Origin of the sequence: Pandoraea pnomenusa (genome assembly GCF_000767615.3) — a bacterium.
In the GTDB taxonomy this organism is placed as follows: Bacteria; Pseudomonadota; Gammaproteobacteria; order Burkholderiales; family Burkholderiaceae; genus Pandoraea; species Pandoraea pnomenusa.
The window spans coordinates 1821904-1835553 of the sequence record NZ_CP009553.3 but is presented as its reverse complement, the minus strand read 5'-3'; the positions used below and the strand labels follow the sequence as shown (position 1 = coordinate 1835553).

Genomic DNA, 13650 nt, shown 5'->3' with positions numbered 1-13650 from the left:
GAATCCAGTTAAATCGAAGAGTATTTTTAAATTCCCCTCACACAAACATTAAAAATATTACTCACAATATAAAATCATCCAAAGCAGATAAATTTACCAAAACCGATTCCACGCTCGCCTCCATTCTGAACCTATCCGCATCCTCAAAAGACCAAAATTCCGAAGGAGAAAAATAGTGAGGACCAATGCCAATTTGAATTCCAGTCAGAAAAATACCTCTATCCTGACCGAGAGATACGCGAACAACTGTTTTTCGATCCACAAGGTAATGGGAGTACAGAGTCCCCCACTCGTCATTCCTTGATCTAAGGAAATTCTTCACGTATCGACCTTTAGATCGATAGTAATCAATCACGCATTGATCAACGAGATCTAGACTTTCCGCATCATTTTTTAATTGCATGAAACAACCCTCCTGTCCCTTCTTGCAATACATACCCATTTCTCTGGAGATAATCGTACTCCTTCGCCGTGTATGACAACTCGCTTACAGATCTTGGGTCCAATGTAAAGACGAAATTCTTGCCTTGTGCCATCTGCTGGTCAAGGAAAGCCCGATTTATGTTCCACATCTTATCCGCCCCCATCTGTCCTTGGACGGCGTTCCAGTCTGACATGGAAAAATACGTCGAACCTCTCGACGCAGCTACAGCCTCATACGAGCTCTCACTTCCGGCGATGTACTTTCCTAGTACCACTTCCGACGATGCGGCATTATGCGTTGAACTTACTGCTGCCTGCCTATATGCCTGCTGCAAGAGCTCTGGCGCAGCGCCGTCTCGGTAAAAGTTGTTGATTTTGGCTGCCATCGCAACTGCTGCACCAGTTCCTGCCGGCATTGCAGAACTGGCAAAGAGCTCACCCGAGCCGATGCCAATCTGATTCATGCATAGAACGATGTTTGTCGCACATACCCTCGACGCCGCAACAACGCCCGCGGCAATCTCGGGTGCGACCCCTGCAGTTAGCACCCCAGCAACAACAGTCAGACCTAGCGCCGGATTCCCTCTGGCTGCGGGTAGGGCGAGTTGCTCAGGAGTGGGCGAGCCGTCCCGATTCCCATTCATAAGTGGCTTCCGAAATTCTTCGGAAGTTGTCTGGAACAATCCTGTGGCAACCTGATTTATGTATGCGATAGCAACCGGATCACCGCCCGGACCTTTGCTTGCGATTTCATCGACAAGACGATAGCCGTTCGCCAAAAGCATGTTTTCCGCTTGGCCCTGGCTTATGGCCTTTCCTGTGGTTCTCTCGTAGAACTCTGCGAAACTTTTCGCGTTGTCTTTGGCCCACGTCCGCTCATCGGGATGCAACTGCCGGTTAAACCGATCAACGTTATATCCAGCAAACGCTCCCGAACCACCACCAACCGCTGCCCCCACCGCAGTACCAACGCCCGTCGCCACAATCTGCGCCAACGCCTGATCGATGTCGGTATTTCCCGTCGGACGGGCCTTCTGAATATTCTCGCTCAGTTCGTTCAGTGTCCCGCCGAGCTTCGATGTCAGCCCCGCACCTAACGCACCGCCAAGCGCATTGCCGCCTCCCAAGCCCGCGATGATCGCGCCGCCAGCGGCGTGCATTGCCGCACGGTAGTCGCCGCCCTCCTTCCAGTCGTCCGCTTCCTTCTGATACTGCGCCTTCAACTCCGGATCGGTCGTGGCGTCGGCCATCTTTAGCGCCGCTTCTCGCTTCTTGTCCGCATACGTCCCAATATCCCGCGCCACCGCTTCCCCAGCCGCCGTCGCCGCTGCCATCAAGCGTGACTGATCGTTAAGCAGGTTCTGCAAATCCGGTGTGCGGTTCACCGTTTCATTCAGATTCGACGTATCGCGATTCAGGCTCGCCAGATCCTGCGTCTGGTTCGCGCCGTTCGTCAGCGTGATGGTGCCTTCACTCACGATCACCGCCGTATTGCTCGCGTTGATATCAGAGTTGTTCTGGAAAGTCGAATCCGAGTTGGCGTCGCCGTTGGACCTCGACAGCGACGCGGATATAAAATCGTCCGTTACCTCACTATTTATCACGCACAGTCAGAAGAATCACCTTGATCGTCCACCCTCAATGATCGGCCGCATACCTTGCAGCTTTCCGGAGCCAGATCCACATACGGAATCGGATGTCCTCGCGGTATAGAATTGCAATATGGGCACCTGTAAAACTTCGAAATCAATAAAAACAAAATCGCCACAAAAAATAAAACATAAAATATCGTTATATATTCCAGCCACTTCGGCAATAATTTAAATCCCAAAAAACCAATAAATCCAAAAACCATAATAGCAATTATGAGGCGCCTAATAACATTAAACCGCCCAACGCTCGCATTCATCATCAATCAACTACCTCCCCTTATAAGTAAACTCTATGATATTGAATTTAATTTCGGCTCCAACGCCGACATTCGGTCCAATTGCAGCCACCCCCTTGGTCTGCCAGTACCCCCTGTGATGGGCGTTCCTTGAATGTTAGAGAAAAGACCTGCACCACCTCCGAACTGTCCGGCCAGAGGACCAAGCATGGCACTCGCGGAGACGGAGGAACCGACACGAAAGTCACCGACCTTAGGACTGGATCCATAGCTCACGAGATCGGAATTCGCGCCTTGGCTTGCTCCGGCCAACCATCCATGGGCACCATGAATCGCACCGGATTTTGTGGAGGCTCCAACTCTTGAGAGAATGGAGCAATGAACAAGAAGCCAAGCAAGTTTTCCCCGGAAGTCCGAGAGCGCGCAGTGCGCCTGGTACGCGAGCAGCGTAGCGAGCATCCTTCGATGTGGGCGGCAGTCGAATCGATTGCGCCGATGATCGGCTGCACGCCGCAGACGCTGTTGGATTGGGTTAAGCGCGACGAGGTCGACCGTGGAGAGCGCGATGGCGTGAGTACGGCCGAGCGTGAACGCATCAAGGCCTTGGAGCGCGAGGTCAAGGAACTGCGCCGGACCAATGAGATTCTCAAACTGGCGAGCGCGTTTTTCGCCCAGGCGGAGCTCGACCGCCGTTTCAAGTCCTGAAGGCCTTCATTGATCAGCATCGCGACACCTTCGGGGTCGAGCCGATCTGCAAGGTCTTGCGGATTGCCCCGTCGGGCTACCGACGCCATGCAGCACAACTTCGCGATCCGTCGAAGCGCTGCGCCCGCGCGAAACGCGATGAGCTTTTGCAACCGGAGATCAAGCGTGTCTGGCAGGCCAACATGCAGGTCTACGGCGTGCCGAAGGTCTGGAAGCAGATGAACCGGGAAGGCATTGCAGTGGCACGCTGCACGGTCGGACGGTTGATGAAACTGCAGGGCTTGCGTGGCGCAGTTCGCGGTAAGCGTGTTCGCACGACGATTCCCGAGGTGACCGCGCCGCGCCCGCTGGACCGAGTCAACCGGCAGTTCAAGGCTGACCGACCGAATCAGCTCTGGGTGTCGGATTTCACGTATGTCTCGACATGGCAAGGCTGGCTGTACGTGGCATTCGTGATCGACGTGTTTGCCCGCCGTATTGTTGGCTGGCGCGTCAGCTCGTCGATGACCACGGACTTCGTTCTGGATGCACTTGAACAAGCGCTGTACGCCCGCCAACCGGGTGAGGACGGGACTTTGATTCATCATTCCGACAGAGGGTCTCAATACGTCAGCATCCGCTACAGCGAACGGCTGGCTGAGGCCGGCATCGAGCCGTCGGTCGGCTGCCGGGGCGACAGCTACGACAATGCGCTGGCCGAGACGATCAACGGCCTGTACAAGACGGAACTGATTCATCGGCGCGCCCCTTGGAAAACGAGGGAATCCGTCGAACTGGCAACGCTGGAATGGGTCGCCTGGTACAACCATCATCGGCTGATGGAACCGCTCGGCTATATCCCGCCTGCTGAAGCTGAGGCAAACTACTACAGGCAACTCAGAAATGCCGCTGACGTGTCCGCATTAACTTAAACCAACCAGCCTCCACGATTCCCGGTGCGGTTCAACCACCATAAATTCGCTAAAAATTGATTAATCTTAATTAAACAGATTCAACCAACCCAACAAAAAATCACCATCAAACACTAAAAACAAATTTTCAATTAATTTACAAAACATTGAAAAGCAAAGAAATATTATTTTTCCACCAAAAGCAACCGTGAAATCTCAGCCAAAACCGTAGAATCCAACTTTTCCATAGGCTCTATCGAGAGGCTTCGCGGATATTCTTCATAAACCACTCTGAATCGTTTTCCGTCAAAAGTGAAATTCCACCATTTTGTGTCAACGGATACCGCGTCATCATTCGCAACTGTCATCACGTCACTAGCACCAAGGCGACTGAGGATATCCTCGACAATACTCGGAGCGCTGCCCCAATCAACGCGCTCCTGGACCGAGATATATCGGAATCCAGTCGGCGATGTTTCCAAAGTGGTTTTCATTATTTTCCGAATCCAAAGTCTTGTCCGCCAGGGCGAGCAGCACCGTTAGCAATATCCGTCCACGACAGCCCCTTCTGTCTGAGTTGTTCAACTGAGGGCCCCAGTTTGTTCCCGTACTTCTCCACGTTTCTCGCTTCCGCCGCCGCCACGAAGTCTGGAGGGGATATGTCTCGATATTGCAGTTTAAGTGCGTTTCTCTCGTCGACCGCCCATCGAGCAATTATCTCCTCGCTCGCCCCAGAAGCCCGCATCGCATCCACGGTGTTGGAAAGCCCCCTGGAATCTGCTTCATAAGCGATGCGCCTTACATCATAAGAAATACCATCTCGATAGAAATTGTTGCTCACCGCAGCGTCAGCGTTTCCCGCCGCTGCCCTCGAATCCTTGAGACCCGGCATCATTTTGCCGATCAAAACACCGCCTCCGGCGACCGTCACCGAGTCTATTAGCGTCGTCCCGAACTGCTGACCGGCCTGCTGACCCGCTGGCCCGAAGTTCCCATCACCTGCCTGAATGACCACATTTCGCGCCTCATTTTGCCAACGCGATGCCATGCCGGTGGGGTCCGTAATGATTGTATAGACGCCCTTGAGACTTCCCCAAACCGAGTCTATTGGATGTCCCAGCGTATCGACTAAGCCCTGACCAACCCCCTTGAAATAGCCACCAAGAGAGCCTAGCCCCAATGTCGGCGGTGAGACTGTCGTCTGCGGGTTTGCGCTGAAAATAGTACTGTCGTTGCGTTGATATCCAGCAGCAGTTCCAAACAACGGTACGGCATTTCCCCATTGATCTTTTCCAACGGTTTCGCCAGCATGGGCCGCAGCGTAGTTGCTCAAGTAGTTCGCAGCATCCTGATTCCATCCGCCCTTGGCGGCGGCAGTTGTGTCCACTTGCCTCAGAAGTTGGTCTGCGAGTATCTGAGTTGCCTGCTCAACAGTCATTCCCGGATGGGCCGCCGCGAACTGCGGAGCAATATCCTGCTGAATCCGTTTCCGCTCATCCTTTCGCGGATCCTTGTCCTCATGAAGTTGCCGATTAAACCGATCAACGTTATAGCCAGCAAACGCACCAGAACTCCCACCAACCGCCGCCCCCACCGCAGTACCAACGCCCGTCGCCACAATCTGCGCCAATGCCTGATCGATATCGGCGTTGCCCGTCGGGTGGGCCTTCTGAATGTTCTCGCTCAGTTCGTTCAGTGTTCCGCCGAGCTTCGACGTCAACCCTGCACCTAACGCACCACCGAGCGCATTCCCGCCGCCTAAGCCCGCGATGATGGCGCCGCCCGCCGCGTGCATTGCCGCACGGTAGTCGCCGCCCTCCTTCCAGTCGTCGGCTTCCTTCTGATACTGCGCCTTCAACTCCGGATCGGTCGTGGCGTCGGCCATCTTTAGCGCCGCTTCTCGCTTCTTGTCCGCATACGTCCCAATATCCCGCGCCACCGCTTCCCCAGCCGCCGTCGCCGCTGCCATCAAGCGTGACTGATCGTTAAGCAGGTTCTGCAAATCCGGCGTTCGGTTCACCGTTTCGTTCAGATTCGACGTATCGCGATTCAGGCTCGCCAGATCCTGCGTCTGGTTCGCGCCGTTCGTCAGCGTGATGGTGCCTTCACTCACACCGCTGCGGGTCACGCCACGCTCGCTGCCGCTCTCGGACTGCGGCAGCATCGGTGCAATGCCGCCAGTGTTCTTGCCCGAACTCGGTCCCGTCGTCCGCTCGTTGGCGCCCCCGTTGCCGAACGTGCCCCCGCCGCCAAAGCCAAAGCTGTTCGCGCTGTAGTCGGAATGGTTCTGGATGTCGGAGTACGTCAACGTTCCCGTCGTGAGTTGGTTCTTCGACGGGTCTGCCGTACTGGCGATGTATGCGCCCTTCAGATCCGTATTGCCCTTGACGTCGACGTCGAACCCACCAGCCCCGGCCTGAATCCCAGATTGCTCAACCACACCTGCGTAGTTGCCGCTAGCGTTACCGCGCGAATAGCTGAAGCTCCCCGAAGCGCCGCCCATGCTCGCGCTGAACCCGCCACCCATACTCTCCTGATGTGCCGAACTCTCGCTCGTGTCCTGCACGCTGGCGATGTTCAGATCGCCGCCCACACGCACAATCACATTGTCCGCATTCACATTGCCGCCGACGATATTCGTATCGCCGCCGCTCACAATCACCGCCGTATTGCTCGCATTAATGTGAGAGTTGTTCTGGAACGTCGAATCCGAGTTGGCATCGCCGTTGGACTTCGAGAACGATGCCGATACCCCCCAGCCGCTCGTGCCAAACGACACGCCAAAACTACCGCCTTTCGACTCGTTGTCGCTGCGCGTCGACTCCGTGTCCTTGCTACTGAGGATATTGACCTGGTTGTTGGCCTGCAGGAGGACGTCCTTCGCATCGATGTTCGAGCCGATGATGTTGACGTTACCTTTGCCCGACGCCGCGTCGCCAGTGGCGACAAACGCCGTCGTGCCGCCCGATCTGATGTTGCTCGACACGTTCTGCGTCGTGTCGACAGACGATGTCGACTTGCTGCTCGATGACCCCCAGCTCAGCTCGACCTTGGCTTCCGGCTTTGCCTTCGAATTCGGGTCAGCAAACATATCAACAGCTCGCGCAGCCTCGTTGTAGGCGCCATAAGCGCCACTTGCCGCAGCGTAGCCTCGCAGCGCCGAGACGCGTGCATCCCCGCCCGAGTCCACCGCAGCCTTGACCTGATTCGTCACGTTTTGCACTGCGTCGATGACCGGCGACTTCACCGCCAACGTAAAACCCGAGCTCTTGAACTCATGCGCCTCGTCATGATGCTGCTGATTCAGCGCCGATTCGATCGTGACGTTCTCACCGATGCCGGTGATATCGCCGGCCGCCATGATGTCGCTGCCGCTGACCAGCAGGTCGTTGCCCGCCACCATGCTGACATTGCCGTTCAGGCTACCGACCATGCTGCCCGTCTGCGTTACGCTGCTGTCGTTAGTCTGGTCACGTTGCTCGTTCTTGCCGTACGAAATACCCACACCGCCCGACGAACCCAAACCGGAACTCTTCTTCTCGTAGAACGAGCTGCTCCGGCTCTCGTTCCGCGCCGACTCGATGCGCACATCGCGTCCGGCCTGCAAAGCGACGTCCTGCGTGCCAACGACCGTTGAACCACTCACGACGAGGTCCCGGCCCGCCGACACGCCCACTGCATTGCCGGACACGGTCGATCCGACCGCAATCGTCTGATGTGAGCTGGATGACGATGTCTCCTCCGTTGTGGAGAGGAACCCTGAACTGCTATCGTGCTGCCAATTCCGACTATCGTGCGTCTCCGTCGCCGTGCCGATATTGACGTCGCCCGTCGCCGCCAATGCGATGGTTCCATTACCCTGCGACGAAACAGATGATCCCAGCACCGACAGATTCCCTGTCCCCGACGAGGCAGCGACCGGCGAGATCTGATAAGCATCCAGCACGCCACCGACCGCACTCGCCTGACCCGCGCCGATCAGCAAGTGGTTTCCTGCGCTCACGCTGGCGCCATTGACCGCCTCGTCCAGCGACGATTTGGTGTACTGCAACGAGCCCCCGAAGGAGCGCTCATCGTGCGTATGCGAATCCTTGACCGCCGTCACTGTGACATCGTTGCCCGCGAGTACCGTCGCATTACCACCTGCGGCCACTGTCGTTCCGCTCAACGTGGTGTCGCGCCCTGAGACCGTCGTCAGATTGCCGCCAGCGGAGATCGCACTGCCGACGTTCTGCACAATGACATCACGACCACCGTTCTGCCCATCGGTCGTACCGACGATCTGCGACTGACCGACCGTCAACGTGTTGGCGTTGATGTCGCGTCCCGCCGCAACCACCACCGCGCCATCGCTGGCGATCGCGCCCGCATTGAGGGTGACGTCGCGCGCCGCCACGGCGGTAGCGCTGTTCGATCCCGAGATGATGCCGACTGCACCGATACCGGTGGCCGATGCGGACGACGTAAAGCCGCCACCGTTGTCCGTCCCTGCGGTCCGGGTGAGCGTGGTGGATTCATTGATGAGGTCGCGGCCCGCCTGCACCACGACGTCCTTACCGCCAATGCGCCCGCCGGTGTTCCGGATATCGCCGAGCGACGAAAGCGCGGTCGTGCCACCGCTACCGATGACGCCGAGGTTGACGATGGCGTCGCCCAGAATCGTCGTCGCGGTGTCGCTGACGATCTGGCCACTGTTCTTCACGTCGCCCGTCGCGGCAAGCTTCACACTCCCGCCCGCGACCAGTGCCCCGGTGTTCGTCAGATCGACGGTGTTGGCCTGCGCCAGATACACCTGCGGGACCAGCACCGACTGAACGGACCCATCTGGCAGCGTCACGTCTTGCGAGACCAGCCACACCATGTCGCTGGTCAGTTGCTTCATCTGCGCTTCCGACAAAGCCACGCCAACGTTCAACCCGAACTGCTTTCCGTACGTCACACCGTTGTTGAGTAACGCCGTGTACTCATCGAGATAATTGGTGTAACCCGCGAGCAATGTCTTGCCCGTGAGCGCCGTAATCTGATCCCGCACCAATTGCGTTTCATAAAAGCCGTCGCCGATGCGCTTCTGCGTTGTCTGCGGATCGAGATTCAGTCCAGTGAGCATGTAGTCGCTGGAGATGAACTTGCCGTAATCGGTGAAACGCGAATCGGTGGCGACGAGATAGGTTTGCCCCGGTGCCGAGCGCAATTGGAACAGCGCGTTTTTTGGCAACGTCAGGCCGGGAATCGCCTGGGCAGATGACCCAAGCGTCTGACGATTGGCCACCGCACCCGACAGGTTGCCCAACTGCGTGCCGGTCGCATTACCACCAGTCACGCCTGCGCTACCCACCGTATTACCGGATCGGTCCACACTCGACACCGTGATGTTCCTGCCGCTGGATTGCACCGACTGATTGCCCACGGCAATCGCGGGAAGCGACGCAAGTGTAGTCGGCGGCAACGGCGTGACGGGATAGGCCACCGTCTGCTGATCGCTGTCGCCACCCGATTTCTGATGCCAGTAGAAAGTCGACGTCTGCGTTTGCGTCACCGTCTCCTGCAACGTGATGCCAACGTCGTTGACAGACCCACCGGTCGCCCGTCGAATCAGATCGCCCCCTGCCGTCATCGTCGACGACTGGTTGTTGATCGCACCGCCGTCGGCATTGATGCGAATCGATCCCTGCGCTTGCAGCTTCGCCTCGGGAGATGCGCTGATGAGTTCGTCGCGCGTTCGCGTCGTCGTGACGACGCGCGCGATTTCGTTGTAGTCGCGCTGATCGATCCCCAGATCGCCACGCGAGATCGCCTGATCCGGCCGGATCATCGTATTCGGATCCCAATCCGGCCAGAACACGACACGGTAACTGTCCCCGTTATCGACGATGCTGTTGAAGTACTGCGTCGGGTTCGTGCCGACGTCGCGCGTCTTGGTGGTCGACGCGCACTGGCCATGATCGTCGCACGGCCCCTGGCCTTGCGTCGTCATGTCCTGATACGACTCTTCGAGCGGCTTCGTCAGACTGAAGGTCTTCGCCGCAAGATCCAAATTCGTCACCTGAGACTTTGGAATGTCGACAGTCAACGGTCTGGCAAGCGTCTGCAGCAACGATGACGATATCGGCGCTCTGCCCCCGCTCCAGAACCATTCTGGGAACGTCAGGCTCATGTGCATCATCGTTTCATCGCCACCGGTCAGCCCCGCAGTGTAGAGACTGAAGCTCTGCGTCGTGGATTGTGGCGTTCCCGGCTGTGTCACGATGCTGGTGCGCGAGTTGTTGATGACGCGCGCCGCAATGTCCAGATTGCCGTCGGCAACGATGCTGGCCGAACGGTTGGTCAGCAACGCCATCTGATTGGCGAGCAGCCCCTGCCCGTCGCGTGTGCCGTCACGCGCAATCTCGATGTCGCCCATGCTGTAGAGCAATGCTCCGTCGTAGTTGGAGACGGAGTTCGACGCATATAACGCGAGTCGCCTCGCGCCCCCCATAATCGCCGACGCGCTGTTGTTCTCGATATCGACGGCATTGATCTGCACATCGTTGCCCAGCACACCATAGCCATTGAAGAAGTAGTTCGCCTTGAGTCGAACGGTATCGCCGCCGATGCTGCCCGAGTTGGAGAACAGGCCCGCAGCACTCAGTTGTGTCGTCGCCGCATTGATCGAGCCATTCGCGCTATTGACGATCTGGGCGGCTTGTACGTCGAGTGTGCCGGGTGCCGTGAGCGTGCCATCGTTGGTGAAGCGCCCCGTCGACGTGAGCTTGAGCATGCCGTCTGCGCGCAGACGATTGGCGGATGCGTTCACGTAGTCGCCAACGGCAGCAAGCGTCAGATTGCGACCGGCCGTCATTTGTCCGGCACCGTTCATGGCACCGCCCACGCCCACGTCGCGGTTCGAACGGATGATGCCGCTTGCGTTATCGAGCGAAGCGACCTGCAACGAGACGTCGCCGCGACTTTCGATGGTGCCGCCCGCATTGTTCAAGCGTGCGGTGGCTTGCGTCGCCATGAGCGAGTTACCGCCGAACAACTGCCCCGCCGAGTTGTCGAGCAAACCGACCACACCCAGCAGAACGTCTGCACCGCCAATGATCTTGCCGCCGGCGCTGTTGCTCAGCGACGCCGCATTGACGCTCAGTTTGCCGTTGCCACCGATCGTTCCTCCGGCATTGCCCACGTCCCCAGCTGCCGTTACAGAAGTATCGCCATCGCCGGCATTCGTCAGTTGCCCGGTGGCATTCACGAGGCTACCGACGGTCACCGTCAGTGCATCGTGCGCGCCATTGGCACTGATACGACCGCCGGTATTGGTGAGCGTACCGTTAGCATCCAGCTTGACGGTGCCCCCCGACTGCATCGATCCCGCCGTGTTGTAGATGTCGGTGCTCGCCGAAACCGTCAGACTATTCGCGCCATACACCGCACCGCCACTACGATTGACGATGTTCGCAGCGGCGGTAAGCCACACGGAATCGCCCGCACTCAGCTCGCCGCCCGTGTTATCGATGCGCGCCGCCGAGATCCGAAGCGCGCCCAGACTTCCCAGCAGACCGGTCAAGTTTGTGACGTCACCCGTCGACACGACCGACAAGGTGCCGCTGCCGAGATGGCTGATCTTCCCCTGATCGTTGACCAACTGTCCGACGTTCAGTGTCAGCCCGCTGGCCTTGGTTGCCACCGTGCCTGCATTGTTGTCCAGCACCCCACCGACTTTGACGGTCTGCGCCGAATCGCCGTACTGCTTGATCTCTCCCGAACGGTTTGACGCATCCCCCAACACTGTCAGCGACAGGGTGCCCGCGTCGATCAGTCCATGATCGTTGACGAGTTGCCCGGCGCGAAGCGTCGATGTCGTCGCGGAAATCGCGCCCTGACGATTGGTCAGAACACTGTCGACGCTCACGTCGATTTTCTCGCTGGAAAGTGTTCCGTTAGTGTTGTCCAGTTGTCCGGACGTAAGGGTCATCGTCGTCCCGGCGACGAGTTGCGCAGCATTGATCAGCGAGCCGGCATGCAGACGCAGGTCGCCGTTGGTGCCGATGACCCCGCCGGGGGCACCGAGTCCGTTCGTGCCCGCCGCGTTACGCAATTCGCCGTCGATATCGATGGATGTTCCGTCGTCGCCGAGCGATACCACACGCCCGGCGGTGTTGTTCAGCGATGCGCCCCTGACCTTGAGAAGCCCGCCCGATTGAAGCAACCCGCGCTGGTTATCGAGACTTCCCCCGGTGACGTCGAGTCGCGTTCTCGCGGCCGTTTGTGCGTCGGTGTTGTCGATACGGCCTAGCGCCGCCAACGTGATCGTGTCGGCCGACAATACGCCATTGGCATTGAGAAGGCCTTGCGCGGCCTTCACACTCAGCGCGTTGGACGCCGTGACAATGGCGCGTTGAAGATCGATATCGCCCGCCCGCGACGTCAGCGACAAGCTTTGACTCGCATCCGTACGACTGCCGGACAGGTCCAGCGCACCGGCAACGAACGTCATGTCGCCGCGCGCGACGTTGCGCCCCGTCGCGATCACCTTTCCGGAGGCCGTCACGCTCAGATTGCCCGCGAGCGTCGCCTGCCCCGTGGAATCGATACCGGCACCGAGTGTGCCGCCCGACGTCAGACCGGCGGCCTGCGCGATGAGATTGCCCGCTGCGCTCAGCACACCGCTGTTATCGAGCAGGCCGCCTGTGCGGATGTCAGTCAATCCGCCCGCGTAGACACTACCCCGATTGTCGATGCCTGTCAGGGCGTTGAGGCGCGCATTGCCCGTTGCATCAAGCTTTCCGGTCGTGACAAGCTTACCCTCGGTCGTCAGCGTCAGATCGCCGGCCTGCGCCGCAATCACACCCTTGTTGGAGACGCCGACGCCGTTCTCGGTGCCCACGAGAAAGATGCGTTGCGCGTACATCCCGCCCAACTGGCCGACGTCCACGGCCACATCGGGCGCAGCACCGTCACCGGTTGTCTTCTGCAACGCGAGGGTCTCGTGATCGACGCGATTCGCGCCCGTCACCACATTCAGTTGCTTGGCATGCAACGCAGCGTTGACCTGTACGGCACGTGCGATGAGGTCAACCTGATCGACATTCGCCGCGTTCAGCCCGTCTCCCTGAACCACCAGACGCCCGCCGTTGACCTGATAGCCAGCGAGGCTGCCGTCCGCACCCATGATCGGAATACCGGTGGTCAGCACCGCACGCGTGGTGTTGATGAACCCCCCACCGTCGACCATGATTCCCGCGCTGTTCGCCACAACGACTTGCGCGGCCTTGCCCGCGACTTCGAGATAACCCCGTAGCTGACTCGGGGAATTGCTGTTGACCTGATTCAGGATCACGCGCGCAGCCTGATCCCGAGCGAGATTGGGGTTGCCGTTGACGTACCCCGCTTGCTGTGTGTTCACGATCGTCGGCGAGTTGTTCAGGATGACGCCCTGACGCGGCACGTCGAACTGCGAATAGACGTTTTTTGAAACGCCCGCAGCGGTAGGTGTGGTGATATTGACCTGCTGCAAGCCATTGGCAGTCTGCACGACATTGGGACCACCCGGCGCTGCAACTACCTGCGCCCGAACCGAAATCGGCGCAATGATCTGCGCAAGCACCAGCGCGCGGATCAGGCCGTGCTGCAACCCAGTTTCCAAGGCACTCCCCTGAAGCGCGCCCCGCACGCGCCGATTCGTGTGTGTTTTCATCTGATCTTTGTGCGACTGTCTTTTTCTATTTGCCTCTTCCCGATGCTCTACATTTATCGCAAAAAACT

At 58.3% G+C, this 13650-nt stretch carries 4 protein-coding genes and 1 other annotated feature; of the genes, 1 reads left to right on the top strand and 3 read right to left on the bottom strand.

Going from position 1 to position 13650, the window contains the following annotated elements; all coding sequences use genetic code 11:
* Positions 1-386: 386 nt before the first annotated feature.
* The gene (locus LV28_RS32280; protein ID WP_160117957.1) at positions 387-1901 is read right to left on the bottom strand and encodes a hypothetical protein; all 1515 of its coding nucleotides are present in this window, start codon (positions 1899-1901) and stop codon (positions 387-389) included.
* Positions 1902-2689: 788 nt separating this feature from the next.
* Between LV28_RS32280 and LV28_RS32270 the strand changes: the two genes are divergently transcribed.
* A protein-coding gene (locus LV28_RS32270; protein WP_115344378.1) for an IS3 family transposase occupies positions 2690-3927 on the top strand; the annotation gives its coding sequence in 2 pieces (ribosomal slippage) (positions 2690-2981 and positions 2981-3927; 1239 coding nt in all).
* Positions 2971-3087, top strand: a sequence feature (AL1L pseudoknot). (Overlaps the previous gene by 117 nt.)
* A gap of 164 nt (positions 3928-4091) precedes the next feature.
* Here LV28_RS32270 and LV28_RS48345 read toward each other — a convergent pair.
* Positions 4092-4400, bottom strand: coding sequence for a DUF3630 family protein (locus tag LV28_RS48345; RefSeq protein ID WP_081326841.1), 309 nt, complete (start codon positions 4398-4400; stop codon positions 4092-4094).
* Positions 4400-13582 carry a hemagglutinin repeat-containing protein gene (locus LV28_RS32265; RefSeq protein ID WP_081326840.1) on the bottom strand — a complete coding sequence of 3061 codons (9183 nt, stop codon included), beginning with the start codon at positions 13580-13582 and terminating at the stop codon, positions 4400-4402. Before LV28_RS32265 ends, LV28_RS48345 begins: the two co-directional genes overlap by 1 nt.
* Positions 13583-13650 lie beyond the last annotated feature (68 nt).